We start from the raw sequence: 25,744 nt of genomic DNA on the forward strand, positions 1-25,744 counted from the left end.
TATTTTTAGTTGGCCTCCGCTAACATTCCCTCTGAGTAGTAACAGATTTTATTCTCTTTTAGAATGGCCAATCCCTCCTCTTTCGAATCCATCGGATTGATTTTCACCTCTGTTCCATTGGGCATGTACACAATGTAAAAACCTTCTTCAAAAGAAGATAATTTAATGACTTCTCCATTGGGCCGGACAGCATTCCACGATTTTTCGTCAGGTTTGTATACCAAATCAATTTTCTTACCTTTTTTAGGCCCCTCAACAACCGTTACTTGAACACGGTTTTTGGTGGCTACCATTTTAAATGTATTCCCATCATGTTCCACCATCTGTGTTTCAGATTCCCCTTCTTTCATGGCAATTGGATTGGATCCCGACCAAAACTCGATAACGTTGAAAATCAGTACATCTCCTATGAAGAACAGTCCATAAACCGGGACAATATTTAAACCCCAGAAAATTAAGTTATCCAAAAATTTACTGTCCGTTGCTCCCTGATTCCAATCCTTCAAATTATTAAACGCCTTAAAAGACCCCAAGCAACTTGAAAACAAAATCGCAGATGACAACATTAAACAACTAATGATTCTTTTCATGATATAAATTTTATAGTTAATGTTCTTAAATCTACAAAAGTTTTTGTCAAAAGGTTTCTATTTCAATAAAGATTAAAGGAATTTCCTAGTTTTAGGAAATCATTTAAAACAATCCTTTTTTGACCAAAGACGAATTACCCTTTCCTTCCTTTTTGGATGTCGAGTTTGCCAAAATTGAACGTTATATTTTGCAAAGGGACATTACAAATCTGAAAGTGTCCAAAGCCAATGTAGCCTGGCACTTGGACCATATGCTTAAGACCATTAATGTTATATATAAGTCTTTGGAAGCATCCAATCCGGAGGCATATAAATCCAATTTTAACCTCACTAGGACATTAATCTACATATGGGGTGATTTTCCTCGAGGAGTGGCAAAAGCTCCTAGAGTGGTGCGCCCTCCCGAAGTAATTCTAACCGAAGATCTTCATCGACAAATTGAAAAAGCCAAGGAAAACTTGAAAAAGATTAAAAATTTAGATTCAAATGCGCATTTTGAACATCCTTATTTTGGTGTACTTAATAAAAAAAAGAGCATTAAGTTTTTAAAAATACATACGCACCACCATTTAAAAATTGTACGGGATATTTTAAAGAAATTGTAAAAGAGCAGATAGGAAAATGAAAGACAATTGGTTCGAAATTAAAAATGTGGATGCAGTAGATTCCCCTTCTATTGTATTGTATAACGAACATTTGAAGTTCAACATTGATGAAATGGCAGCATTGGTCAATAACAAAACGGATAGACTGATGCCTCACATCAAAACCAATAAAATGCCGGAGGTATTGAAATTATTATTGGCTAAAGGTATTTCCAATTTTAAGGCTTCAACCATTGCTGAAGCTGAAATAGCGGCAGAAGTTGGAGCGCATTCCGTTTTGATTGCACATCAATTGGTCGGACCCAAGATGGATCGTTTTCTCAATTTGATGAAGCACTTTTCATCAACACATTTCTCTACAATCGTTGATGATACTGAAACCGCTTTATTGTTAAACAAGAAAGCTCAGGAAAATCAGCTGAATGTCAATATTTATATTGACATCAACAATGGAATGAATCGTTCAGGGATAAAAATCGGACCGGCATTGGATTCACTTCTTTTGGTCATTCGAGATTGTAAAAACCTTCAATTTGGGGGTCTTCATGTCTACGATGGACATTTAAGAGATCCTGAGTTTTCGATTCGGAATAAAAAGATTGAATCTGGCTTTAAGGATGTGACCGTCTATTTTGATGCCCTACAAAAAATATACCCCAACATTGAACTTGTTTGTGGTGGAACACCATCCTTTACCTCACATCTTCTTCGGGAATCTCGAATTACTAGTCCTGGCACTTGTGTTTTATGGGATTGGGGGTATAGTGCGAAGTTGACAGAGCAAAACTTTAAGTATGCCGCCCTTTTGGTTGCCCGGATTATTTCAAAGCCAACGGAGGGTATTGTAACCCTAGATTTAGGGCATAAATCGGTTGCCTCTGAAAACCCAATAGACAAAAGGGTAAAGTTTTTAAATATTGATAACTATGAACTCCTTTCACAAAGTGAAGAACACGGAGTGCTTAAAGTCTCCAATTGGCAAGAACTGAAAATAGGAGACGTATTTTATGGTGTGCCCTATCATATTTGCCCTACCATTAATCTGCATGATGAAGTATCGGTCATTGAAAATGGGCAAAAAATAGCTAGCTGGGAAATCACTGCCCGAAAACGACGGCTTCGGTTTTGATAAAAGAAAAACCCCCACTTTGCAGTGAGGGTCTGTATATCAAAGAAATTGTTTCTTTTTAAGCTTCGAAAGGATCAATGGAAACAAAAGATTTTCCACCAGCTTTCTTTTGAAACTTTACAATACCATCAACTCTGGCATGTAATGTATGGTCTTTTCCTGCGTAAACGTTTTCTCCAGGGTTGTGTTTAGTGCCTCGCTGTCTAACAATAATGTTACCAGCTACAGCGGCCTGTCCACCAAAAATCTTAACACCTAGTCGTTTCGATTCTGATTCTCTACCGTTTTTTGAACTACCTACACCTTTCTTATGTGCCATGATATATAAATTTTAGTTCGTTTTATTTTTTTAGAGCTTCGATAAGGTCAGCTTTCTTCATGGAAGAAATACCAGAGATTCCCTTTGCTTTAGCCAATTCTTTCAACTCAGCTACAGTTTTTCCGCTCAAGTCTTCTGCAACTGCCTTTTTAGGTGCTGCTTTCTTTGGAGCTTCTGTTTTAGCCGGAGCTGCTTTTTTCGGTTCTGCCTCAGGCTTCTCGGCCTTGGCCTTTGGCTTGGCTGGAGCTGCTTTTTTAGCACCTTTGGCTACAATACCTTCTACAACAATCTCTGTTAGATATTGTCTGTGTCCGTTCTTTACTTTGTAACCTTTTCGTCTTTTCTTTTTAAAGACGATTACCTTATCACCTTTAAGGTGTTTCACAACTTTGGCCTCAACAGCCGCACCTTCTATGACTGGGGCGCCTACAGTTACGTTACCTCCGTCATCCAAAAGAAGTACTTTGTCAAAAGTAACTTTTTTGCCTTCTTCTGTCTGCAAACGATGAACGTACACTTTTTGGTCTTTTGCAACTTTAAATTGCTGCCCTGCCATCTCTACAATTGCGTACATAATGCGTTAATTAGATTTATTATTGTCGCTTTATCAAAATTAGCGGGTGCAAATATACTGCTAATTCCTTAATGTACAAGCACAATCAACGCATTTCAAGCGATTATTTTTTAGGATTGTTGGAGGTTTTAAAGAGTTGCATAAACGATAAGGTCAAAACCAAGCTTGTGGCAAAGCCCATAATGGCCACAGTAAAAAAAACGATTCCCTGAAAATTACTGTAGTCTTTGGCCCAAACCTTGGAAAGTTCATCCAAGAACCCTGAATCAAGTTCGGTGGAATAAAAAGCGAAGAATATGGTAAACAACAAGGTGGCCACAAATCCCGTGGTTATGCCTGCCATAAATCCTTTTCCATAATCAAAATCCTTTCCCATCCGCAATTTGGTGTACTTTATGGTCTCATAAATTCCGAATCCCGTTATCACACCATTGAACAAACTATAAAAAACATTGGTGTGCTTTCCCATAAGGGCCAAAATCAAAAAATAGGCCATGAGAATGGCACTGGTAACAATACCAAAACGTATGGGAAGAGATAGATTTTTCATCGGGCACTAATTTTGGATGGATGTATAATTTACTGAATGTTGATGAATTATGCTACAATTTCTTGTTAAAGACTTACCTTATAACCTATAGATTTTTTATTTTTTGCCCTTAATTCAATGTAACATCAATCAAAAGATTGATACTAATTCTATTTATTAAATCATTACAAAACATATGATCATGAAAAGATTTCTACTATCAGTACTTTTCATAATGGCAACAGGGTATATTACCAATGCACAAGAAGTTGCTTTTGAAGAGTACAATCTGGACAACGGGCTCCATGTAATCCTACATCAAGACAACACTGCCCCCGTTGTTACCACAGCAGTTATGTACCATGTGGGCTCCAAAGATGAAGATCCCGAAAAGACAGGTTTTGCCCACTTTTTTGAACACCTTTTGTTCGAGGGCACAAAAAATATTGAGCGTGGCGAGTGGGACAAAATAGTAGCTTCCAATGGTGGAAGTGGGAACGCGAATACATTTTTGGATAGAACCTATTATTATGAAACGTTCCCGTCAAACAGCCTAGAGGTGGGACTTTGGTTGGAATCAGAGCGACTGTTACATCCCATTATTGGACAAGTGGGTGTCGATACCCAAAAAGAGGTGGTGCAAGAAGAAAGAAGACTTCGGGTAGACAATTCTCCCTACGGTGCTTTTTTTGAAGTGCTTTTGAAAAATCTTTACAAGAAACATCCATATCGATGGGGCGTCATTGGGTCTTTAGATCATTTGGCAAGTGCTACCCTTGACGATTTCAAACACTTCAACAAAACCTATTACGTTCCAAACAATGGAGTTTTGGTTGTTGCAGGTGATATTGATGTTCCAAAAACTAAAAAAATGATTTCTGATTATTTCGGGCCAATTCCACGGGGAGCCGAAATCAAAAGAAACCAAATTACCGAAGATCCGATTGTCAATACCATACAAGCCAAATATTACGACCCCAACATTCAAATCCCTGCCATTTTATTGGCCTACAGAACTCCAGGGCAAGCAGAAAGAGACGCTTATGTAATAGATATGATCTCTACTTACCTTAGTGATGGGGAAAGTTCCAAATTGTACAAAAAACTAGTGGACGAAAAGAAGATTGCGCTTCAGATATTTTCCGTGCCTATAAATGCAGAGGATTACAGTTCTTATGTTGTTGGAGGACTTCCGGTTGGAGAAAATTCAATCCAGGATATCAAAAATGAAATCGATGCGGAGATTTTGAAAATACAAACCGATCTTATCTCTGAAAAAGATTATCAAAAACTTCAAAACAAGTTTGAGAACAACTTTGTAAATGCCAACAGTAGTATCTCAGGTATTGCCAATTCCCTTGCAGAAAATTATATGCTGCGTGACAACACCAATTTGATCAATACGGAAATCGATATCTATCGCTCCATTACCCGAGAGGAAATTAGAGAGGTAGCCAAAAAATACTTGAAAGTGAACCAAAGGGTGGAGTTAGAATATTTACCAGAACAAAAAGAAGCCAATTAAGATGAAAAAGTATATTGTTTTTACCGTACTGTCGCTTTTTATGGCAGTCTCACAAGCACAAATAGACCGGAGCAAACAACCTAAACCAGGTCCGGCTCCGGAAATAAATCTAAAAGAACCTGTACGTTTTGAACTTAACAACGGGCTTAAGGTAATGGTTGTTGAAAACCATAAATTACCAAGGGTGTCCATGACATTGACCATTGACAATCCTCCAATTTTACAAGGTGATAAAGCGGGAGTTTCCGCGTTAACATCAACCTTATTGGGAAAAGGATCAAAATCCATTTCCAAAGATGACTTTTACGAAGAAGTGGACTTTTTGGGAGCCAATATCAGTTTCACCGATCAAAGTGCTTCCGCCAGTTGTCTTTCTAAATATTTTCCAAGAATTCTGGAATTAATGGCTGATGCTGCCTTAAATCCAAACTTTACCCAAGAGGAGCTAGATAAGGAAAAGGATAGAATCATTACGGGCATCAAATCACAGGAAAAAGATGTTTCGGCAATAGCCGACCGCGTTCAACTGGCTTTGGCCTATGGTAAGAGCCACCCTTTTGGCGAAATTACCACAGAGGAGACCGTGAACAATGTAACTTTGGTGGATGTACAAAAGCATTACAGGGATTATTTTGTTCCGGCCAATGCCTATTTGGTAATTATTGGTGATATAGATTTTGAAAATGCCAAAGAACTGGTCACCACCAGTTTTACTCCCTGGTCAAAAGCGGTTCCTCCATCTTTCAGTTATGGGAAACCAACTGACGCCCAGTATACACAGATCAACTTTGTTGATGTTCCCAATGCAGTACAATCTGAAGTGGTGGTACAGAACATCACCAATCTTAAAATGAAGGATGACGATTATTTAAACGCACTCTTGGCCAATCGGATTTTGGGAGGCGGATCACAAGCCAGATTGTTTAAAAACTTGAGGGAAGACAAAGGGTATACCTATGGATCGTATTCCGGCATTAGGGCCAACAAATACAGTCCAATGCGTTTTAGCGCCTCGGCACAAGTAAGGAATGTAGTTACAGATAGTTCGGTGGTGGAAATTTTAAAGGAAATTGACAAGATTGTATCCCAGCCGGTAACTGATGAAGAATTGACCAATGCGAAGGCCAAATATGCCGGAAGCTTTGTAATGGCACTTGAAAATCCGTCCACCATTGCCAACTATGCACTTAATATAGAGACCGAAGGACTGCCAAAAGACTTTTACAAAACATATTTGGAACGCATCGAAGCGGTGACCGCAGAAGATGTCCAAAAAGCAGCACAGAAATACTTTTCTACCACAAATGCGAGAGTAGTGGTCACCGGCAAGGGAAGTGAAGTATTGGAAAATCTTGAAAAAGTAAACTTCAAAGGCAAAAAAGTTCCGGTTTTGTTTTATGACAAATATGCTGGTAAAACCGATAAGCCAGATTATGATGCCGCCATACCTGAAGGTGTAACCGCAGAAGCCATTCTAAAGAAATACATCGCTGCGATTGGAGGTCAGGATAAGTTGGAAGGCGTCGAATCCTATGCAATGTTGGCAGAGGCCGAAATGCAGGGAATGAAACTGGAACTGGAGTTGAAAAAAACTTCCAAGGACCAATTTATGCAGGATATAAAGGTGATGGGGAATTCCATGCAAAAACAAGTTTTGGATGGCGACAATGGTTATATGGTCGCCCAAGGCCAGCGCAAGGATCTATCTGCCGACGAAATTGAGCGCATAAAAGAAGAATCAGCCGCATTCCCTGAACTCAACTATTTGGCAGCAGGAAGTATCACCTTGGAAGGTGTTGAGGATGTGGGTGATAAAAAAGCTTACAAGCTTAAAATTACAGATAAAAAATCTGCGTTTTATGATATGGAAACCGGATTAAAACTTCAAGAGGTAAGTATTGAAGAGATGCAGGGTCAACAGATGAACAATACCGTTACCCTAGATGATTATCAGGAAGTATCAGGCATCAAATTTCCTTTCAAACTTACCCAGACAATGGGTCCTCAAAGTTTTGAGTTTGTAGTAAAAGAAATCAAAGTCAATGCTGGTGTTAGCCCTTCTGATTTTGAATAAACCATTCCCCGAATGATTTATTGGAAAAGCTTCTCTTTTATGAGAGGCTTTTCTTTTGGAATAATTTTACCTTTGAAAAAAAACGATTATGAATAAACATCTTATTCTTTCTGTTTGTGCTATAATGTTATTTGTTGCTTCCTGTAAACAAGAAAAGAAGGCCTCTGAAGGCCCAACCCAAATGGAACAGGTCATGGCCATTCATGATGAAGTGATGCCAAAAATGGGCAAATTGGGGAAACTTGTTGGTGAATTGAAGAGCAAGGTGGACACCACAGCCTCCGGCCAACAATATGAAGTTGCTATGAAAGATCTACAGGCTGCCAATAGATCCATGATGGATTGGATGCGTGATTTTGGCCTGCGTTTTGATTCTGATGAAATTTTGGAAGGAAAAGCCTTGACTGAGGAAAAGCAACAATGGTTGAACGAAGAAGAGGTAAAGGTGAAAGCACTTCGTGAACAGATCAACTCCAGTATTGAAAAAGCAGAAGCACTCCTGACCAAAGAATAACCTAATTTTTAATAGGAAAGTTTTCCGACAACATTGGTCTTGCGTAGCATTGGTCAATCCAAATACGTGATAAGTCAATTGAGGGCCATGGCATTTAGGTTACTTTTTACTTTCATCGAAAGTAATCTAAAAATGTACCTATGTCACCTTACAAACAATCAAAACAGATTCTCGATGAATTTCTAAAAACCAATAAGTTAGACGAACATTCAGGAAAACTTGGAGAAGCGCTGCACAATTATCTAGCATATTCCAAAACACCAATAAAAGATGAACACAAAGTTCCATTGGGAGCATCCAAAATTTATGGGTTACCCCATCTGCCAGATTCCATTGAATTTCCAGAAGGATGTGAATTTACTGCCCAATTCAATTGTTCCGAATTAAAACCTTACCAAGAAAAATATTCGATAATTCCAGAGACGGGCATCATTTACTTGTTTACAGATGATTTTTGCAATGCCAAATGCTTTTACTACAATGGCCCAACAGAAGAATTAAAGGTAACTCCATATCCTGAGCAAGAAGAAATGCCATATGGTATGGAATCCGCTATGAAAAATGCTGTTACCATACATTTTGACAAAAACGACCAATTTACAGTCTTAAGGGAAGACATTTATGAAGAGCTCCTTGGTGATAAACGCCAAGAACTTTTTAAAGCACTGGAAACCGATTTGGGTGATAAGATCAAAATCTGCCCTGATTTTAATAATCACTACTTAATCAATAACTTTATTTTCGGCGAGCCCCGCTTTTGGCAGGATGAATACGGTGGTGGATATGAGGATGAAGAGGGTTTTGAAGACGAGGACGGTGAAGGCGGATATGTCACCTATGACCCATTCTACGATACTCTTTTTTGTATGGATTATGGAGAGGGCAACCTCAACTTTTTTGCTACGCAAAGTCCTTTGGACGTGACCAAGGATTTAAACGGGCAAATTGTTTGTATCTATTCGGGTACTTAAAAGGATTTTATCACTCTTTCCAACGCAGGGTTTCCATTATCCTTCGGATATCACTTTGAAGGTAGGCCGCTGCTGGAAGTATGGAATCGAAATTCGGTTTGGCATAAAAATACAGGGAGCCGGTCACAAAGTGGTCAGTGCTATCCGTGACATAAAACTGTGATTGCGAAGCAGCATTCCCACGTACTTCGTAAAACATTCCATAAACTTGCGCATCGCTATTGATATATTCTTTGGGCGCTATGCCATCCGCTTTCACAACATGCTCATAGGTGAGTTTTTGGGCATCTATCAATAGTTCCCGGATATTACCATCCACTTTTTTATAGGTAAGAAAAATGGAGCCCTTCATCATTGGATAGTCCAACACCAAAGAACAATCCTTGTTTTCTTTTATCGTCGACATGGTATTGATTTCGAAAACATAATCACAATCCTCGCTGATTTCTTTATATGTGGGCTCGGGATAATCGAGTCTCAACATCGCCTTGGGCTTTGGTAACATCTCTTCTTTGCATCCAACGAAGAGCATGGTCAAAATCAAACAGATAGATATATTACGTTTCATGGGGTAGGGTAACTTTTATGCGTTTCAACCTTTTCTTGTCCAGACTTTCTACTACAAACTGGTAATTTTTAAAGTGTACTTTTTCTCCGCGTTTGGGAAAATTCCCTGAAATTTCCAAAATAAAGCCTGCAATGGTCTCTGATTCCCCTTTTTGATTCTCAAACTCCTCTTCATCTTCAATCTTTACCACCCGATAAAAGTCTTTCAGCGTAGTTTTCCCGTCAAACACGTAATTATGGTCATCCAATTTGGAAAAAATCAGGTCTTCATCATCAAATTCATCACTAATATCCCCAACAATTTCTTCAATAATGTCTTCCAAGGTTACAATGCCCGAAGTACCTCCATATTCATCCACCACCACTGCCAAATGATTCTTTTTATCTTGAAATTCCAATAGCAGGTCATCCAGTTTTTTGTTCTCGGGAACAAAATAAGGTTCCCTAATCAATGACATCCAGTTGAAACTTTTTCGATCTATATATGGAAGCAGATCCTTTACGTACAACACTCCAAGAACGTTGTCCATGTTCTCCGAAAAAACCGGAATCCTGGAGTAGCCATTTTTTTTGATCTCTTCAAGCACCTCCAGAAATTTCATCTGCTCATTAAGTGCGAAAATATCGATACGTGGACGCATTACTTGTTTGGTATCGGTATTGCCAAAAGTGACTATTCCCTCCAAAATTTTCTGTTCTTCCTTAGTAGTGTCCCCTTCAGAGGCCAACTCCAGCGCTTGCGACAAATGATCTACGCTCAAATTGGATTTTTGTCTTCCCAGTTTCTCTTGAAGAAAGCCAGTGGCAGAACTCATTGGTGAACTAAAAGGAGTGAACATAACACTCAATAATTTTAGCGGCATGGCCATGAAGTTCGAGAACTGAATCTTGTTGCGATTGGCATAAATCTTTGGTAGTATTTCACCAAACATTAGAATAAGAAAAGTTGCAACAATGACCTCCAACAAAAATCGAACAGAAACAATTCCAAAAAGAGTCTGGTCAATTTCAGAGAAAATGGTATTGCCAATAGTACTGAACAACAACACTATGCCAATGTTTATAGCATTGTTGGCAATCAAGATCGTGGCCAACAGTTTTTTGGGTTTCGCAAGCAGTTTAACAATCAAACGGCCTCTTGGAGAGTCATTTTCCTCAAGTTCGTTCAAATCGGTTTGGGAGAGTCCGAATAGCGCTACCTCCGCACCTGAAATCAGAGCTGAACAAACCAAAAGGAGTAAAAGCACAATCACTTTAATGGTGAATATGCCGCTGAAGGTGGTCAAGAAAATTGCCAAACAATAGGGTTCGGGATCCAAATTCTATGGTTTAAACTTACTTTTTAGAATGGTAAATCATCATCTTGTTCTACTTCTTCAACCGATTCTGGACCGGAAGGTTTTGCTGGTTCTTGCTGAGGTGTTGCGACCGGAGCTTGTTGCGCATTGGCCATGCTTTCCTTTTTGGTTGAAAGAAAGGTAAAATCCTGTACATGCACCTCTGTAGTGTACCTTGTGTTGCCGTCTTCACCTTGCCATTGTCTGTTTTTCAATCTTCCCTCTACATAAACTTTATCGCCTTTGCTTAAGTACTTTTCGCAAATTTCGGCAGCTTTGTTTCGTACCACAATATTGTGCCAATCTGTATTTGTGACTTTTTCGCCTGTTTGTCTATTGGTATACGTTTCATTGGTCGCCAAAGGAAAACGTCCGATGCATCCTCCTCCTTCAAAATAGTGTGTTTTTACCTCGTCTCCCAAATGCCCGATCAGCATTACTTTGTTTAATGTACCGCTCATAATTTTTTAATTAATCAAAAGTACTAAATTTTAAATGTCTTGATGAAATCAGCAATCAAAACTGGAACGGCAAAAGAGGTGATTTTGCTCCATGAAATCCCATCATTTAATATTCCTGAAGAATCCAAAATCCAAAACTGGGTATATAGGTGTTGGTGCGATAGTTTATGAATTATAGGTTTGTTATTGTGAAGTACAATTTTCTGAAAGCTTGGCCACTGTTTTTTTTGGCACAATGCATCCTTCAAACTCTCCAAATCAAGTATTTTTTCCGACTCCAATAAAGGAAATTGATATAGGTTTTGCCAAATGCCCTTTCCCATCCTTTTTTCCAATAAAGTATTTCCTTCCACATCCAAAAAGACCATATAATTAAAATATCTGTCTTTGATCTTGGTCTTGTTGATTTTAACGGGGAGGTCAGTCACCTTATTCTTCTGGAGTGCCGCACAGCTTAGATTTAAAGGGCAATGCCCACAGTTTGGGTTTTTAGGAGCGCATTGTATTGACCCAAATTCCATTATTCCCTGGTTATAGTCCCGAATGTTTGCCGGATGCATTACTTCCCTTGCCAGTTCCTTGAAATATTTGATACCAGCGGAGCTATTAATTGGTATTTCTATACCAAAATACCTTGACAGCGCTCGATAAACGTTACCATCCACCACAGGTTCAGGTTCATTAAAACAGATGGATGCTATTGCACTAGCGGTATAATCTCCAACTCCTTTTAACTTAATTAGTTCACTATAGGTGTTGGGAAATTGTCCATTGTAGGTATCAACGATCGTTTTGGCCGTGGCATGAAGATTTCTTGCCCTGGAATAGTATCCCAGCCCTTGCCACAACTTCAAAACTTGTTCTTCTTTTGCCTTCGAAAGTTCAAAAACGGTCGGAAAAGCGGCTATGAACTTATAATAATATGGTGTTCCCTGTTCCACCCGGGTTTGTTGCAGCATAATTTCGGAAAGCCAAATTTTATAGGGGTCTTTGGTTGCCCTCCAAGGAAGATCGCGCTTGTGCTCGCCATACCATTTTAGAATATGCTCGGAAAAAGTCATTCAAGAAAATACTAAGGACCAAATGTATCAGTTTATATACTTAAAATTAAAGGGTTTAAACAAAAGATTAATTTTAATTTTTATATTTGCAAGCCTAAAAAAATAAGAAAATAATAATACGAAATGACGAAAGCAGATATTGTAACTAGAATCTCAGAAAAACTAGGTATAGAAAAAGGAGACGTACAAGCGACTGTAGAATCTTTTATGGAGGAGGTTAAATCGTCCTTGGAGAATGGAGATAATGTTTATTTAAGAGGTTTTGGAAGCTTTATCATTAAGACGAGAGCGGAAAAAACAGGTAGAAACATTTCAAAAAACACTACCATTAAAATTCCAGCACACAATATACCTGCATTTAAACCTGCCAAGGTTTTTGTTGAAGGTGTAAAAAGCAACGTTCAAGTAAAATAAAATATAACTAACACTAAAGGAAGAGCCATATGCCGAGTGGTAAAAAAAGAAAAAGACATAAGGTAGCTACCCACAAGCGTAAAAAGCGCAGAAGAGCTAACCGACACAAGAAAAAGTAGTTGTTGCAACTACTTTTTCATTTTACACACCTACGTTCTTTGACATAGAGATTCAAGTAAAGAATTTCAATCGGTTTATCAGAAACCGATTCTATATATTGTTTAATCATTTATTCTTACTAAATAATAAAGTGGAATAAATTAAAATCGATTCAGGTGAATAGAGAATTAATCGTTAGATCTAGTCCTGATGCAGTCGATTTTGCCTTACTAAAGGATGGAAAACTCATTGAATTACACAAAGATGAGGACGACAACAACTTTTCTGTTGGTGACATATTCCTGGCTAAGATCAGAAAGCCGGTCACTGGCCTAAATGCGGCATTCGTTAATGTAGGTTATGAAAAAGATGCATTCCTGCACTATCATGACCTTGGCCCGCAATTGTCCTCCATGTTGCAATTCATAAAAAAAGTTAGAACAGGGAAGCTAAAAGATTATTCCCTTAAAGATTTTCCATTTGAAAAAGATATAGACAAGAATGGCAGTATTAACGAAGTTATTAAGGCCAATCAGTCATTATTGGTACAGATTGTAAAAGAACCCATCTCCACCAAAGGACCGCGAATAAGCTCCGAGCTTTCACTGGCCGGGCGTTATTTGGTAATGGTTCCCTTTTCGGACCGTGTTTCCGTATCACAAAAAATAGGAAGCAAAGAAGAAAAAGACAGGCTAATACGACTTGTAAAGAGTATTAAGCCCAAAGGATTTGGTGTAATTATCCGTACCGTTGCAGAAGGCAAGAAAGTTGCAGAACTGGACAAAGATCTTCAGAATTTGACATCCAAATGGATGAAGATGTGCAGGAGACTGCAAAAAGCATCCCATCCGTCCAAAGTGTTGATAGAGCTTAATAGAGCCTCATCAATATTAAGGGATGTTTTCAACGATTCCTTTACAGGAATTCATGTAGATGATGAAACCTTGTTTAATCAAATCAAGGATTATTTGCATGAGATCGCACCCCAAAAAGAATCCATAGTAAAACATTACTCTGGATCTGCTCCCATTTTTGAAAAGTTCGGAATTGAACGTCAAATAAAAACCTCTTTTGGCCGAACGGCCTCCATGAGCAAAGGAGCATACCTTGTAATAGAACATACCGAAGCGTTACATGTAATAGATGTAAACAGTGGTAACCGTTCCAACAAGGCCAAAAACCAAGAAGACACTGCTTTAGAGGTAAACCTATTGGCTGCCTCGGAAATTGCACGTCAACTTAGGCTTCGTGATATGGGTGGGATTATCGTTGTAGATTTTATCGATATGACCAAAGGCGATCACAGAAGAAAGCTTTTTGATCATCTGAGGGATGAAATGAAAGACGATCGTGCCAAACACAAAATTTTACCTCCAAGTAAATTTGGACTGGTACAAATTACAAGGCAGAGAGTCCGTCCCGAAATGAACATCAAAACGAGCGAGGAAAACCCTAACGGTTCAAGCACCGAAGTGGAAGCTCCAATTGTTTTGATAGATAAAATCAACGTTGACTTAGAGCGAATCATGAAAGGTAACCAAAAGGATAATGGTATTATTTTGAACATTCATCCTTTTATTGCAGCATACCTAAACCAAGGATTTCCATCACAGCGCTTCAAATGGTTTTTGGAGCATAAAAAATGGATAAAAATCCAACCAAGGGATGCCTACACTTACCTAGAATATCGTTTTAAAAACAAAGACGGTAGAACAATTAGATAATACAAAGCGACTTCAGCAATGGAGTCGCTTTTTTTGTTTTATATATTTGAAAAATGTATTCTTCCAAATCCTACACCCTTACCGAAGCAAAAAAAAAAATGGAGCGTTATTGCGCCTATCAAGATCGATGTCATAAAGAAGTGCTGGGAAAGCTAAGGGACATGCGTATGATTCCCGAGGCCATTGATCAAATTATGGCACATCTTATCCAAGAAAATTACTTGAACGAGGAGCGTTTCGCCAAAAGCTTTGCCAGAGGCAAGTTTTCCATTAAAAAATGGGGTAAAAATAGAATTGTAAATGAGTTGAAACAACGTCAAATTTCAGTATTCAACATTAAGATTGCATTAAAGGAAATAGACGAAGAAGATTATTTGAATACTTTAGATCAACTCGCACTTAAACGACTGTCCCAAATCCAGGAAACCAATGTTCAAAAGAAAAAGAAGAAACTTGCAGATTATCTCCTCTATCGTGGATGGGAGAGCAATCTGGTCTACGAGAAATTGAAGGAACTGTGCTGAATATAAGTCACGTCTACGCTTAACCTGACCAATACCAAATTTTATTTCTGAAGTAACAAACGATTGGTTCGGGCAATTGCCCTTTCATTTTTCCAATCAATCCACTTTTGCCCTTTTAATCGACGCATAAGATTGTCAAAATGCCGCATGAAAAAGATGTTATAGACAGCCTTTCCAAAGTTTTGAGGTTTTCGTGGTATTGCTCTCAAGCTCATAGAAAATCCAGGCGTAATGTATTTCATATGGTGCCAATACCCTTCGGGTATATAAAGCACATTACCATGCTCCAATTGCGCAACATGACCCTTGGCATGTTTTAAGGCCGGCCATCTTTCCAAATCGGGATTGGCAAAATCAATGTCTTCCCTAGTAATAAGAGAATGAGGGATCTTATACAAGAATTTGGTCTCGGATTGCGAAAAAAGGATACATTGTTTTTTGCCTTCAAAATGAAAATGAAAGATATTGGCCAAATCAATATCATAATGCATAAACGTATGCGAATTGCTTCCTCCAAAGAAGAGCATGGGCAAACCTTTCATTAAACGAAGTCCAAAATCGGGATATTTAAAATCCTTTTGAAGTATGGGAACCTCTTTCAAAACATTCCATAGAAATATGCGGTATTTTGTAGGCTTGCTTTTTAGAAGGTCTATATAGTCCCGCATTTTCATTTTGGCATGGGGCTCATTGAAACCCTCATCATGTTTTACAGGTCTATCATCGTACAGCGGAACGGTTTTATCCCCAGCGATTTCCTTTATATAATCAAGGTTCCACTTTGAATATGCTGGCCAATCCTCAATAAAGTGTTCAATGACCACTGGTTTTTGAGGTTTAAAATACTTGCGGACGAAATCTTTCCTGGAAAGTGTTTTTTCCCGCGGAATTTGGTCAAGGTTAAGCTGCAAAATTTCAATGATTTTGAAACAACTAAAATAATAAAAGGTTTTTAAACAGCTTTTGTAGTCCTATTCTTTGGAAACTAGTTTGGATTTTTGCTTGGCCGCCTCATTACGATCTATGGTGTGCTCAGGTCTTGACCATTTTGGTTTTTCACCCAAAGGCTGAAGCTCTGAATCTTTGGCTTCAACGGTTTTAGGTTGCGAAATTTTAGTGAAAGGCTTTTGGGGATTCAAGCCCAAAAGTTTAAACATTTCCATATCCTCATTCACATCGGGATTTGGTGTAGTCAGTAGTTTATCTCCAGCAAAAATGGAATTCGCCCCAGCAAAAAAGCACATGGCCTGTCCTTCACGACTCATGTCGGTTCTTCCTGCAGACAACCGCACCTGGGTTTCAGGCATCACAATACGGGTTGTGGCCACCATTCTGATCATCTCCCAAATGGAAACTGGCTCCATAGCTTCCATCGGAGTACCTTCAACGGCCACCAAAGCATTTATTGGAACAGATTCTGGTTGTGGGTTAAGCGATGCCAAAGCTACAAGCATTCCCGCACGATCTTCCAAGGCTTCACCCATTCCAATGATTCCACCACTACAAACCGTGACATTACTCTTTCGCACATTATCAATAGTTTCCAAACGGTCTTCAAAAGCGCGGGTAGAAATCACATCTTTATAATAATCCTCTGAAGTGTCCAAATTATGATTGTAAGCATAAAGTCCGGCTTCCGCCAATCTTTTTGCTTGATTTTCCGTCAACATGCCCAAAGTACAGCACACTTCCATATCCAATTTATTGATGGTACGTACCATTTCCAAAACTTGGTCAAACTCAGGACCATCCTTTACATTTCGCCATGCCGCCCCCATACATACTCTTGAGCTACCGGAAGACTTTGCACGAAGTGCCTGTGCCTTTACTTGCTGTACGGTCATTAGGTCATTGCCTTCAATATCGGTATGATATCTTGCTGCTTGTGGACAATACCCACAATCCTCAGGACACCCTCCTGTTTTAATGGATAGCAAAGTGGAGACTTGTACCGTGTTAGGATCATGATGTTCTCTATGAATTGTTGCCGAATCATATAACAATTCCATCAACGGCTTATTGTAGATGTCCAAAATCTCTTCTTTGGTCCAGTTGTGTCTTGGTGCAATCATGGGTTAAATCGATTTCAAGGTCAAAAATAGCCCTAATTCCTAAAATGCTGTAATAATTCACCTTAAAAAGAAAAGGTGATGGAAATTATCACCAGCCAGCATAAATTAACTGCGTTTAGAATTTCCCACTAGGATACTTACCGCATTCCCGCCAAATCCTACAGCATTGATCATCACTTTTTGTATTGGCCTATTTACTTCTTGTGCTAAAAACGGAGTTGCTACAAAGGTTTGCTGCTGCAGCATTAATAGAGCCATTTGTATACTCAAAATTCCAGAAGCACCAAAGGTGTGACCTACTTTCCATTTATTGGTTGTAACTAACGGTAGATTGTTTCCAAAAACATTCTGGATGGCTCTAAATTCAGATAGGTCTCCCTTTACAGTACCAGGCGAGTGCATCACAATTACATCAACCTCATCAGGACTTATGTTGCCAAGGGCCATTTTCATGGAGTCTTGAAAGCACTGGGCATCTGTTGATATAGAAATATTATGTTCCAAAGGTTCTGTGGCGTAGCCAATTCCTTCAATAAGTCCCAGGGCATTGGGTTTTTCACCTTTTTCCAAACAGGCCATCCCAGCTCCCTCTCCGAGAACCATGGTATTTTGTTTCTTTTTTAAGTCAAGAGCCTTACATGGGAATTTTCCCGTTTGTTTGGAATATATTTTTAAGGCCTGCATTTGTGCAATGGTAAATGGCGTTAGCGGAGCTTCACTTCCTCCTACTAAAAACTTGTCCGTCATTCCGCTTTGAATCCAAGCGATTCCATTTAGCATGGCATGCAGTGCCGTGGAGCAAGTAATGGAATGCGAAATTTCAGGTCCTTTGGTTTTTAGATCATGGGCAACCCATGAAGATATATTTCCCAAAGTTGTGGTCGGGGACGACAATGTTGATGATTTTCCATTCGTTAAATACTCCTTGTGATATTTTTCAAAGAGTGCTGTTGCCCCTCTTGATGAACCTATATTGACCCCAAAATTATCTGAATCGTTCCAACCTGCTTTTTCGACTGCCTCCCGAGCAGCATATATGGCAAAAAGTACCGTTTCATCCAAAGCTGCATACTTAGAATCCTCATTTCTTAACTTTTGAAGTGAAAATTTAATATCATCTGAAAGCTGAGAGCCCCAAACTTGCTGTCCTGCAACATTGATTTCGGACAAAACATGGTCTGCATCCAAATAGGAGTCCCAAACTTCCGCAGCGGTACTTCCTAATGCCGAAATAGAAGACAAGGCGGTTATGGAAATGGGTTCTTTCAACATATAGAGCTATACAATTTCCAAGGCCGATTGGATGGTTGAGTAAATCTTATCCATTTGTGCTTTGGACGTAATAAATGGTGCCAAAATATAAACAGTGTTTCCCAATGGGCGAAGAAACACACCATTGTCCATAAAATGTTTAAACAATTTATCTCTTAGGTTACCATAACGTTCCATCTTTACATCTAAATCCAAGGCATAAATGACTCCGAGCTGACGTGTCTCAGCCACCTTAGGGTGATTTTTGATTTTGGCATCAAATTCTTGGTGCCATCGGATAATGTTTTGAATATTATTTTGGATTTCCTCTGTTTGCAGCAATTCAACAGCCGACAAAGCGGCGGCACAGGCCAAAGGATTTGCTGTATAGGTATGTCCATGAAATAACCCCTTGGAAATATCGTCGCTATAAAAGGCCTGGTATACTTTTTCGGTACATGTGGTCAGTCCCATCGGGACCAATCCAGCCGTCAACGCCTTGGAAAGGCAGATAATGTCAGGTTTGGTTGTTATATGGTCAGATGCAAAGTGTTTTCCTGTTTTGCCAAACCCAGTCATGACCTCATCGGCAATTGTGAGTACGTTATGTGCTTTCAACAATGCCAAAATTTGATCAAGTCCATCTGCATCATGCATTTTCATGGCCGCAGCTCCTTGAACCAAAGGTTCATAGATAAATCCAGCAATGTCATTATCCTCCAATCTTGACTTTATTTGAGCTAAAACAGCTTCTAAGTTTTCTGTTGTAGGAACCGGTATTCTTTCCACCGAAATAAAGAAATCTTCGAAAGGACCATTGTACACGGAAAGTCCAGAAACAGACATAGCACCAAAGGTGTCTCCATGAAATCCTTCTTCGAAGGCCAATAGAGCATTGCGCCTTTCGCCTTTATTAAAATGGTATTGCAAAGCCATTTTAATCCCGATTTCCGTAGCGGTAGAACCGTTATCCGAAAAGAAGAGTTTCTGCTGATTTTCGGGAAGAATCTTAATCAACGCTTCCGAGAGTTTAACAGCAGGTTCATGGGTAAATCCGCTAAAAACAACCTGGTCCAATAGTTGCATCTGCGCTCCTACCTTTTCCAGGATGTACGGGTGGCAATGGCCATACATGCAAGTATACCAAGATGCAATGCCATCAATGTATTCCTTGCCGTCTTCATCAAAAAGCAAAGCACCTTTAGCTTTAGCTATGGCCAACATCTCCGGATGAGTCTTGTGTTGGGTCAACGGATGCCAAAGATGTTTTTTATCCCTATCCGATAATTTTTCCAATACAACTGGATTAGTCAAATGTTTCAATTTATCTATCTTGCAAAGATGCTAATAAAACGCAAAAAACTCTTTGCCAACCGTGCTTAAAAAAGCCATTTCATATTTTACCCCCAATTATCAAACCCTAAACTGGAAAACAGTTTTCCTGATTCTGTTTTTGATCGCTTTCTTCATCCGGTTTCCTTTTTTCTTTCGGGACTATGTGGATCGTGATGAAAGCACCTTTATTATTATGGCACAATCATGGGTGGATGGTTATTTGCCCTACACCCAACTTTGGGATTTAAAACCTCCGATTACCTTTTTGTTTTTCGCATCGATTATCAAAGTATTCGGTAAAAGTTTTATCGCTATCCGATTTTTTGGGGTCATTCTTGTAGCACTGACCGCCTTATTCACGTATGGCATCGGAAGATGGGTCACCACTCAAAAGGTAAGTTTTTGGTGTGCTGTTTTTTGCGTGTTCCTGCTAAGTCTGTTTGGAAGTTTGCAAGGAGTTATGTCCGAGCATATCTGTACGCTATTTTTTGTAATGGGTATATATCTTTTACTCTCAAAAGAGAGTAAGGGCTGGTATTTGTTGATAGGAATTCTTTTTGGATTGTCCGTAATGTCCAAATTGAATATGGCCTACCCGTTACTTTCATTGGTGATTTATCTGATTTGGGGAGCCTCCATAAAAAGACAGTTTTGGCATAAATTTCAACGGTTGGTTTTCATGGGGATAGGGTTTACGATGCTTGTTGTTTTGACTGCGCTTCCCTATTATATGCAAGGTGAACTACTTATATGGTGGGAATCTATTTTTGTAGCTCCTATTGCATACTCTAGTTCCAAATATCACTCTCCCTTAAAAACCCTTCCTTTTCTACTATTTGCTTTGGCTTTCTTTTATTTCACATTCAAGAAAGGCTTGGTCAATTATAAATCAGTGCCAATTCAAGTACTTTTAATGGTTTTTGCAGGAGTTATGATCTCGTTCATTCAAGCAGGAAAGGTAAACGGACACTATTTGATTCAGTTATATCCCTTTATCCTGATTCCTGTTGGAATTGCATTAAGCAAGCTACCATCTTTAAAGGAGACATATTCTATTATTATCGCTTTTTTACTGGTTCTACTTCCCATGGAAGCTTATTTGGAATATGCCAATGTAATTACCAACAAGTTGGAAAAAGGTTCTTTCTTTAACGGCGAAGGCATTGATGTTCCCAAGTATATTGTTGAAAACAACATCGAAACCAAAAACATCTTTTTTACGGAATACCATATTGGGTATTGGGTATTGGGAGAGCATCCTCCCACCATGGCGGCAACCCACCCTAGTAGCATTGCCCGAGAGGAACTTTTCCCCTATATGAAAAACCCAAGAAAGACCGGTATTGAAGAGTTGAAGTATATCCTGGAGGATATAAGGCCACAAACCATTGTGGCCCGAAAAGGCAAGCGAATTTTTGACAAAAAACTACCTGAATTCAATACTTACATAGATGCATATCTTGCCAATCATTATACATTGATCAAAACCATTGATAGGGGTTTGATTTATCAGCGATTAGAATGAGTTAAGCGTCGCTTTGAATTGTTCAGCATATTTTTTGACCGTTTCTTTGTCGAAACCTTCTTCTTCATTGATTCTTCCTAAAAAAGTGACTCCTGTTTTTTGAAGAATGATACTTTCAGTGGTTTCATGTTCATCACCACTAAAAATAATTCCAATTTCCAGGTTTTTTTCCTGAAGTTTTTCAATGGTCAAAAGGGAATGGTTAATACTGCCCAAATAATGTCTCGATACCACAATGACTTTGTCATTCGGTTGAATCAAATCAAAAATGGTATCCTTATCATTTAGTGGGACCAACAATCCGCCGGCGCCTTCGACAACCAGATGGTTCTTAGTCTGAGGAGGCACAATTTTATCCAATTCTATAGTTATACCATCAATTTCCGCAGCTGCATGCGGACTCATGGGGGTGTTCAGGGCATAGCTGTTCTTATGAATTGTACTCTTATTATTGGAAATCAAGTCTTGAATCTTGTGACTATCCGAATTATCCAAATCCCCAGCTTGAATAGGTTTCCAATAGTCTGCCTCAAGTGCTTCAACAACTATTGCTGAAGCGATTGTTTTGCCGACTTCTGTGGAAATTCCGGTAATAAAAACTCTCATTATTGGGGTTTTGTAATAAAATTACAGTTGGTACAGCGGTATTTTCTAGGTTCAAAAAAGGGAAAGAGCTTATAAAAGATGGTATTTCTCAAAAAGTGCACTTCGGATTTGCTCTGCCCGCAGTTAGGACACTTAATAAGAATCCCATTTTCATCTACAGCATAATTGCGTACCTCATTGAAAATAACCTGCGCTTTTTCCTGATCAGAGCTATATACTTGCAATTTTATACCTCCCAAAGCATTGCTTGCAAAAGGCTCCACACTTACAGTGTTTTCATCTTTTAAAACCACCGCTATCCCTTCAGCTTCAAGACGCCCCTTGATGATTTGAACATCTGCCAAGAATTCAAAACTTCCCAATGTCACCAAATCTTTGCTCATATATGTGTTTTAACTATTTGAAGTAAGTTCGCTATCTCTGCTTTTGTGTTGTACGAATGTAAACAAAATCGAAGTCGTTCCTGCCCTGCCTTTACCGTTGGGGATAGAATGGGTTTCACATCAAACCCTGCTTCATGAAGTTGCTCGGACAATTGCTTTACTTTTTGGTTTCCGGGCACCACGAAACAATGAATCGGAGAGCCACTTGGAATAAAACTATCTGCCAACCCCAATAATTGAATCTGTTCCTTAAAATAATCAATATTGGATCTTAGTTTTTTACGTTGTATTTCACCATACTTCATCATATAACTATATGCAACCAAAACCGAGGCAATGGTATGCGGAGAAAGTGCTGTAGTATAAATCAAGCTCCTCGAAAAATTGACCAGATATGTTTTTAGCTCTTCACTGCATAAAACAGCAGCTCCGTGATTACCCAGCGCTTTACCGAAGGTAATAATTCGTGCAAATACATCTTTCTCAATATTCAATTGAGCAATTAATCCTCGGCCATCCCCAAAAATTCCCGTGGCATGGGCCTCATCAACAATCAAATGATATCCGTTTTCAGCGCAAAAATTGGCCAATAATTCCAAATCTGGAGAATCTCCGTCCATCGAAAAAACAGATTCTGTGACGATGTAGATTTCAGAGTCCTCGACCAGGTCATTTCGACTTCGCTCTATGACCTTTGACAATTTCTCTATATCATTATGACTGAACTTGTAGCTTTTGGCATTGCCCATTTTAATACCATCTCGGATACTGGCATGCACTAATTCGTCATAGTAAATGATATCTCCCCGCTGCGGAACAGAGGAAAAAAAGCCAATATTGGCATCATACCCTGAGTTAAATACCAAGGCCGACTCTGACCTATGGTAACTTTCCAAAAATTCTTCCAGGTCAGTATACAAAGTATGATTGCCACTTAAAAGGCGAGACCCAGTAGAGCCGTTTTTGTGCAATTGACTTAGATTCAATAGTTCATCGGTCGACTCGCTCAACTCAAAATTATTGGCCAACCCTAAATAGTCATTGGAAGAAAAGTCAATCAAGACATGTGATTCCGGAAGTTTCCGTAAAGCATTGTCTGCTCTCCTTTTTTCCAATTTTTGCTCGAGCTTCTTGGGAAATTTCGCCATATGGCAAATTTAGTATTTACTATCCTTAAACATTATATTCGTTCCCAATAAACTATTGAAGGATGAAAACCCCATTTACTTTTTTAAGCTTGATTTTTACTTGCATTGCATTGGGTCAAACCAACACCTACAAAATATCATTTGAAAATGCCGTGCACCACGAAGCCGTCATTGAGGCAACTTTTCCAGACTTGAAAATGGATACCGTTGCATTGCGCATGAGTAGAACTTCGCCGGGTCGCTATGCCCTGCATGAATTTGCCAAAAATGTCTATGGATTTAAAGCCACCGATGGTAACGGAAATCGATTAAAAGTACATCGACCTAATCCCTATGAGTGGGAAATAACGGGTCATGATGGAACCGTGAATATACAATATATCCTTTTTGCCAATCGCGGAGATGGCACATATTCCCAAATTGATGAAACGCATGCCCATTTGAACATCCCTGCAACGTTTATGTATGTTCCCGAATTGGGTGAGCGAAAAATAGAGGTGAATTTTGATGTTCGTGAGGATTTAAACTGGAAAGTCGCCACACAACTACCCTTGGTTTCGGGTTCAACACATATGGCGCCAAACCTGTACTATTTTATGGACAGCCCGACCGAAATCAGTGATTTTACCCTGAAATCTTTTGAATTGGCTGGACAGATAATACAACTGGCTCTACACCATAATGGAACCGAAGCAGAGGCGGATGAATATTTTGAAAGCGTAAAAAAGACCGTTCTGGAACAAAAAGAGGTGTATGGCGAGCTCCCAAATTTCGATTACGATACCTATACCTTTCTGGCATGTTATATTTCCAATGCATCTGGTGATGGGATGGAACATCGGAATTCGACAATTTTGACAAGTACCCGAAGTCTGGCCAACGGAGGGATGAGTCGCAACCTTGGTACTGTTTCCCATGAGTTTTTTCATGCTTGGAACGTAGAGCGAATTCGTCCCAAAAGTTTGGAACCTTTTGATTTTGAAGCTACCGACATGAGCGGGGCACTTTGGTTTGCTGAAGGGTTTACCAGTTACTACACAAACTTAATTCTGTGCAGGGCAGGACTTATTTCTCCAAAAGAGTATGTGGAAGGACTTGCTGGTGGGTTTAATTATGTTTGGACCTCTCCGGCACGTCAGTTTTTCAATCCCATTGAAATGAGTTATCAAGCTCCTTTTGTTGATGCTGCTACTTCGGTTGACCCTGTAAATCGTGAAAACACCTTTATTTCCTATTATTCCTATGGCAGTGTTTTGGGATTGGCCTTGGATTTGTCTTTGAGACGAGAAGGACTGAATCTCGATGATTATATGAAGTTGGTTTGGCAACGCCACGGTAAAAACGAAATTCCGTATACCATCCAAAATTTACATGAACTCCTCAATGAATATGCCGGGAAATATTTTGGAGATAACTTTTTCAATGAATTTATCTATAAAAGTGGAATGCCGGATTACGTTTCACTTTTCGAATCCGTTGGGGTTAGCTTGAAGCAAGATGGTGAAAGTCTATATTTTGGCGCTTCAGTTTCCATAAGTGATGATGGCACAAAAGCTATCGTTCGTAGTAATCCAAAAATTGGGAGCCCTGCTTATAAGGCAGGTTTAGCCCAAGGTGATGCTATTTCCAACATCAACAATATCCCATTTATTATTGGACAAAATTTTGCAGATTACTTAAAGCAATTTACGCAAGGTGAATCCCTAGACGTTAATTTCTCTCGATTTGGAAATACTAAAACAGCCCCGTTGATCTTGGAACCAAGCCCGAATTATTCCATAAACCTGATGGAGGATGCGGCGCAGAAACCTTCTGCCAAAATGTTAAAAATGCGAAAGGAGTGGCTCAAAAGTGAATAGATGATACACTTTACACAGGCTTCAACAACGGATCATCTTGAGCAAATTCTTGAGTTGCAACAACAAAATCTTCCCAAGAATCTTACCGCTAATGAAAAGGAATTGGAAGGTTTTTTAACGGTGGAGCATTCCTTGCCCATCCTAAAAGAAATGAATGATGTATGTGGACACATCATCGCATTGGATCATGAAAAAGTGATTGCCTACGCGCTTTGTATGCATCCAAAATTTGCAGAAAGTATTGAAGTCTTAAAACCTATGTTCCATGAGATCAACCAAGTTGTAAAGGGTAAAAGCAACTATATGGTCATGGGACAGGTTTGTGTAGCCAAATCGCATCGAGGCAAAGGTCTTTTCCGAAGACTCTATGAAACCATGAAGGAAAAATTACCTGATGGTTTTGACTCTATCATTACTGAGGTGGATGCCAAAAATCATAGATCCATAAAAGCTCACGAAGCTATTGGTTTTATCGAGCTAAAAAGGTATAGTTCGGATGGGAAGGATTGGTTGTTAATCGTTTTATGATAAATTATTATTGTTTTTCA

General features: G+C 39.1%; 27 protein-coding genes. 12 read left to right on the plus strand and 15 right to left on the minus strand.

Going from position 1 to position 25,744, the window contains the following annotated elements:
* Window positions 1-5: 5 nt before the first annotated feature.
* Window positions 6-590: a DUF3332 domain-containing protein gene (locus ACULLG_RS01430; RefSeq protein ID WP_452124983.1), complete on the minus strand. Its 585-nt coding sequence runs from the start codon at window positions 588-590 to the stop codon at window positions 6-8.
* A 119-nt stretch (window positions 591-709) separates the two neighbouring features.
* Here ACULLG_RS01430 and ACULLG_RS01435 point away from each other — a divergent pair, with 119 nt between their 5' ends.
* Both ACULLG_RS01435 and ACULLG_RS01440 read left to right on the plus strand, forming a co-directional pair.
* Entirely contained in the window at window positions 710-1,195 is a 486-nt protein-coding gene (locus tag ACULLG_RS01435) for a DUF1569 domain-containing protein (protein WP_452124984.1), read from the plus strand.
* Window positions 1,196-1,211: 16 nt separating this feature from the next.
* A complete protein-coding gene (locus ACULLG_RS01440; RefSeq protein ID WP_452124985.1) occupies window positions 1,212-2,324 on the plus strand; it encodes a D-TA family PLP-dependent enzyme in 1,113 nt (370 codons plus the stop codon).
* A gap of 58 nt (window positions 2,325-2,382) precedes the next feature.
* Here ACULLG_RS01440 and rpmA read toward each other — a convergent pair whose 3' ends face one another.
* The 3 genes from rpmA to ACULLG_RS01455 form a co-directional block, all read right to left on the minus strand.
* Entirely contained in the window at window positions 2,383-2,643 is a 261-nt protein-coding gene (gene rpmA / locus ACULLG_RS01445; RefSeq protein WP_452124986.1) for a 50S ribosomal protein L27, read from the minus strand.
* 22 nt (window positions 2,644-2,665) lie between these two features.
* Window positions 2,666-3,217 (minus strand): 50S ribosomal protein L21, encoded by a 552-nt coding sequence (gene rplU / locus ACULLG_RS01450; RefSeq protein ID WP_452124987.1) that lies wholly within the window; start codon window positions 3,215-3,217, stop codon window positions 2,666-2,668.
* Between the two features lie 103 nt (window positions 3,218-3,320).
* Entirely contained in the window at window positions 3,321-3,767 is a 447-nt protein-coding gene (locus ACULLG_RS01455; RefSeq protein ID WP_452124988.1) for a DUF4199 domain-containing protein, read from the minus strand.
* Window positions 3,768-3,948: 181 nt separating this feature from the next.
* On the opposite strand from ACULLG_RS01455, the gene ACULLG_RS01460 reads away from it, so the two are divergent.
* From ACULLG_RS01460 to ACULLG_RS01475, 4 genes are all read left to right on the plus strand, one after another.
* On the plus strand, window positions 3,949-5,271 hold the full coding sequence (locus ACULLG_RS01460) for a M16 family metallopeptidase (RefSeq protein ID WP_452124989.1): 1,323 nt from the start codon (window positions 3,949-3,951) through the stop codon (window positions 5,269-5,271).
* A gap of 1 nt (window position 5,272) precedes the next feature.
* Window positions 5,273-7,345 (plus strand): M16 family metallopeptidase, encoded by a 2,073-nt coding sequence (locus ACULLG_RS01465; protein ID WP_452124990.1) that lies wholly within the window; start codon window positions 5,273-5,275, stop codon window positions 7,343-7,345.
* Between the two features lie 88 nt (window positions 7,346-7,433).
* Window positions 7,434-7,859: a hypothetical protein gene (locus tag ACULLG_RS01470; RefSeq protein WP_452124991.1), complete on the plus strand. Its 426-nt coding sequence runs from the start codon at window positions 7,434-7,436 to the stop codon at window positions 7,857-7,859.
* A 140-nt stretch (window positions 7,860-7,999) separates the two neighbouring features.
* On the plus strand, window positions 8,000-8,830 hold the full coding sequence (locus tag ACULLG_RS01475) for a DUF1963 domain-containing protein (protein WP_452124992.1): 831 nt from the start codon (window positions 8,000-8,002) through the stop codon (window positions 8,828-8,830).
* A 10-nt stretch (window positions 8,831-8,840) separates the two neighbouring features.
* Here ACULLG_RS01475 and gldD read toward each other — a convergent pair whose 3' ends face one another.
* From gldD to mutY, 4 genes are read right to left on the minus strand one after another with little or no spacing between them, the layout of a single operon-like run.
* Window positions 8,841-9,398, minus strand: coding sequence for a gliding motility lipoprotein GldD (gldD, locus tag ACULLG_RS01480; protein WP_452124993.1), 558 nt, complete (start codon window positions 9,396-9,398; stop codon window positions 8,841-8,843).
* The gene (locus ACULLG_RS01485) at window positions 9,388-10,716 is read right to left on the minus strand and encodes a gliding motility-associated protein GldE (RefSeq protein ID WP_452124994.1); all 1,329 of its coding nucleotides are present in this window, start codon (window positions 10,714-10,716) and stop codon (window positions 9,388-9,390) included. The genes gldD and ACULLG_RS01485 overlap by 11 nt, the downstream gene beginning before the upstream one ends.
* 23 nt (window positions 10,717-10,739) lie before the next feature.
* Window positions 10,740-11,195 (minus strand): single-stranded DNA-binding protein, encoded by a 456-nt coding sequence (locus ACULLG_RS01490; protein ID WP_452124995.1) that lies wholly within the window; start codon window positions 11,193-11,195, stop codon window positions 10,740-10,742.
* Window positions 11,196-11,218: 23 nt separating this feature from the next.
* Window positions 11,219-12,256: an A/G-specific adenine glycosylase gene (mutY, locus tag ACULLG_RS01495; RefSeq protein ID WP_452124996.1), complete on the minus strand. Its 1,038-nt coding sequence runs from the start codon at window positions 12,254-12,256 to the stop codon at window positions 11,219-11,221.
* A 123-nt stretch (window positions 12,257-12,379) separates the two neighbouring features.
* Here mutY and ACULLG_RS01500 point away from each other — a divergent pair, with 123 nt between their 5' ends.
* From ACULLG_RS01500 to ACULLG_RS01510, 3 genes are all read left to right on the plus strand, one after another.
* Complete coding sequence (locus ACULLG_RS01500; RefSeq protein ID WP_036380395.1) at window positions 12,380-12,670, plus strand: HU family DNA-binding protein; 291 nt, start codon at window positions 12,380-12,382, stop codon at window positions 12,668-12,670.
* 275 nt (window positions 12,671-12,945) lie between these two features.
* Window positions 12,946-14,493 carry an Rne/Rng family ribonuclease gene (locus ACULLG_RS01505; protein ID WP_452124997.1) on the plus strand — a complete coding sequence of 516 codons (1,548 nt, stop codon included), beginning with the start codon at window positions 12,946-12,948 and terminating at the stop codon, window positions 14,491-14,493.
* A 53-nt stretch (window positions 14,494-14,546) separates the two neighbouring features.
* On the plus strand, window positions 14,547-15,017 hold the full coding sequence (locus ACULLG_RS01510) for a regulatory protein RecX (protein ID WP_452124998.1): 471 nt from the start codon (window positions 14,547-14,549) through the stop codon (window positions 15,015-15,017).
* Between the two features lie 41 nt (window positions 15,018-15,058).
* On the opposite strand, the gene ACULLG_RS01515 is transcribed toward ACULLG_RS01510, so the two are convergent.
* The 4 genes from ACULLG_RS01515 to bioA all read right to left on the minus strand — a co-directional run bounded on the left by ACULLG_RS01515 (window position 15,059) and on the right by bioA (window position 19,663).
* Window positions 15,059-15,928 (minus strand): cupin-like domain-containing protein, encoded by an 870-nt coding sequence (locus tag ACULLG_RS01515; protein ID WP_452124999.1) that lies wholly within the window; start codon window positions 15,926-15,928, stop codon window positions 15,059-15,061.
* 60 nt (window positions 15,929-15,988) lie between these two features.
* On the minus strand, window positions 15,989-17,089 hold the full coding sequence (bioB, locus tag ACULLG_RS01520) for a biotin synthase BioB (protein ID WP_452125000.1): 1,101 nt from the start codon (window positions 17,087-17,089) through the stop codon (window positions 15,989-15,991).
* Window positions 17,090-17,194: 105 nt separating this feature from the next.
* Window positions 17,195-18,361 carry a beta-ketoacyl synthase N-terminal-like domain-containing protein gene (locus tag ACULLG_RS01525; RefSeq protein WP_452125001.1) on the minus strand — a complete coding sequence of 389 codons (1,167 nt, stop codon included), beginning with the start codon at window positions 18,359-18,361 and terminating at the stop codon, window positions 17,195-17,197.
* A gap of 6 nt (window positions 18,362-18,367) precedes the next feature.
* Window positions 18,368-19,663, minus strand: coding sequence for an adenosylmethionine--8-amino-7-oxononanoate transaminase (bioA, locus tag ACULLG_RS01530; RefSeq protein ID WP_452125002.1), 1,296 nt, complete (start codon window positions 19,661-19,663; stop codon window positions 18,368-18,370).
* A gap of 52 nt (window positions 19,664-19,715) precedes the next feature.
* Between bioA and ACULLG_RS01535 the strand changes: the two genes are divergently transcribed.
* Window positions 19,716-21,200, plus strand: coding sequence for an ArnT family glycosyltransferase (locus ACULLG_RS01535; protein ID WP_452125003.1), 1,485 nt, complete (start codon window positions 19,716-19,718; stop codon window positions 21,198-21,200).
* On the opposite strand, the gene bioD is transcribed toward ACULLG_RS01535, so the two are convergent.
* From bioD to ACULLG_RS01550, 3 genes are read right to left on the minus strand one after another with little or no spacing between them, the layout of a single operon-like run.
* On the minus strand, window positions 21,192-21,806 hold the full coding sequence (gene bioD, locus ACULLG_RS01540; protein ID WP_452125004.1) for a dethiobiotin synthase: 615 nt from the start codon (window positions 21,804-21,806) through the stop codon (window positions 21,192-21,194). The genes ACULLG_RS01535 and bioD overlap by 9 nt on opposite strands.
* Complete coding sequence (locus tag ACULLG_RS01545; RefSeq protein WP_452125005.1) at window positions 21,806-22,189, minus strand: DUF2007 domain-containing protein; 384 nt, start codon at window positions 22,187-22,189, stop codon at window positions 21,806-21,808. The genes bioD and ACULLG_RS01545 overlap by 1 nt, the downstream gene beginning before the upstream one ends.
* Window positions 22,186-23,337, minus strand: a complete 1,152-nt coding sequence (locus tag ACULLG_RS01550; protein WP_452125006.1) for an aminotransferase class I/II-fold pyridoxal phosphate-dependent enzyme — start codon at window positions 23,335-23,337, stop codon at window positions 22,186-22,188. Before ACULLG_RS01550 ends, ACULLG_RS01545 begins: the two co-directional genes overlap by 4 nt.
* A 62-nt stretch (window positions 23,338-23,399) precedes the next feature.
* On the opposite strand from ACULLG_RS01550, the gene ACULLG_RS01555 reads away from it, so the two are divergent.
* Window positions 23,400-25,196 (plus strand): M61 family metallopeptidase, encoded by a 1,797-nt coding sequence (locus tag ACULLG_RS01555; protein WP_452125007.1) that lies wholly within the window; start codon window positions 23,400-23,402, stop codon window positions 25,194-25,196.
* Entirely contained in the window at window positions 25,197-25,724 is a 528-nt protein-coding gene (locus ACULLG_RS01560; RefSeq protein ID WP_452125008.1) for an N-acetyltransferase family protein, read from the plus strand.
* Window positions 25,725-25,744 lie beyond the last annotated feature (20 nt).

Source organism: Flagellimonas sp. 2504JD1-5 (assembly GCF_053618295.1).

What these genes read in the sequence shown, in the direction of transcription:
- ACULLG_RS01440 (WP_452124985.1), top strand. Translation starts at nt 1,212, where the DNA reads ATGAAAGACAATTGGTTCGAAATTAAAAATGTGGATGCAGTAGATTCC.
- ACULLG_RS01510 (WP_452124998.1), top strand. Translation starts at nt 14,547, where the DNA reads ATGTATTCTTCCAAATCCTACACCCTTACCGAAGCAAAAAAAAAAATG.
- ACULLG_RS01455 (WP_452124988.1), bottom strand. Translation starts at nt 3,767, where the DNA reads ATGAAAAATCTATCTCTTCCCATACGTTTTGGTATTGTTACCAGTGCC.
- ACULLG_RS01555 (WP_452125007.1), top strand. Translation starts at nt 23,400, where the DNA reads ATGAAAACCCCATTTACTTTTTTAAGCTTGATTTTTACTTGCATTGCA.
- ACULLG_RS01460 (WP_452124989.1), top strand. Translation starts at nt 3,949, where the DNA reads ATGAAAAGATTTCTACTATCAGTACTTTTCATAATGGCAACAGGGTAT.
- gldD (WP_452124993.1), bottom strand. Translation starts at nt 9,398, where the DNA reads ATGAAACGTAATATATCTATCTGTTTGATTTTGACCATGCTCTTCGTT.
- ACULLG_RS01490 (WP_452124995.1), bottom strand. Translation starts at nt 11,195, where the DNA reads ATGAGCGGTACATTAAACAAAGTAATGCTGATCGGGCATTTGGGAGAC.
- ACULLG_RS01470 (WP_452124991.1), top strand. Translation starts at nt 7,434, where the DNA reads ATGAATAAACATCTTATTCTTTCTGTTTGTGCTATAATGTTATTTGTT.
- rplU (WP_452124987.1), bottom strand. Translation starts at nt 3,217, where the DNA reads ATGTACGCAATTGTAGAGATGGCAGGGCAGCAATTTAAAGTTGCAAAA.
- ACULLG_RS01500 (WP_036380395.1), top strand. Translation starts at nt 12,380, where the DNA reads ATGACGAAAGCAGATATTGTAACTAGAATCTCAGAAAAACTAGGTATA.
- ACULLG_RS01545 (WP_452125005.1), bottom strand. Translation starts at nt 22,189, where the DNA reads ATGAGCAAAGATTTGGTGACATTGGGAAGTTTTGAATTCTTGGCAGAT.
- ACULLG_RS01430 (WP_452124983.1), bottom strand. Translation starts at nt 590, where the DNA reads ATGAAAAGAATCATTAGTTGTTTAATGTTGTCATCTGCGATTTTGTTT.
- mutY (WP_452124996.1), bottom strand. Translation starts at nt 12,256, where the DNA reads ATGACTTTTTCCGAGCATATTCTAAAATGGTATGGCGAGCACAAGCGC.
- bioB (WP_452125000.1), bottom strand. Translation starts at nt 17,089, where the DNA reads ATGATTGCACCAAGACACAACTGGACCAAAGAAGAGATTTTGGACATC.
- ACULLG_RS01475 (WP_452124992.1), top strand. Translation starts at nt 8,000, where the DNA reads ATGTCACCTTACAAACAATCAAAACAGATTCTCGATGAATTTCTAAAA.
- bioD (WP_452125004.1), bottom strand. Translation starts at nt 21,806, where the DNA reads ATGAGAGTTTTTATTACCGGAATTTCCACAGAAGTCGGCAAAACAATC.
- ACULLG_RS01560 (WP_452125008.1), top strand. Translation starts at nt 25,197, where the DNA reads ATGATACACTTTACACAGGCTTCAACAACGGATCATCTTGAGCAAATT.
- ACULLG_RS01465 (WP_452124990.1), top strand. Translation starts at nt 5,273, where the DNA reads ATGAAAAAGTATATTGTTTTTACCGTACTGTCGCTTTTTATGGCAGTC.
- rpmA (WP_452124986.1), bottom strand. Translation starts at nt 2,643, where the DNA reads ATGGCACATAAGAAAGGTGTAGGTAGTTCAAAAAACGGTAGAGAATCA.
- ACULLG_RS01525 (WP_452125001.1), bottom strand. Translation starts at nt 18,361, where the DNA reads ATGTTGAAAGAACCCATTTCCATAACCGCCTTGTCTTCTATTTCGGCA.
- ACULLG_RS01550 (WP_452125006.1), bottom strand. Translation starts at nt 23,337, where the DNA reads ATGGCGAAATTTCCCAAGAAGCTCGAGCAAAAATTGGAAAAAAGGAGA.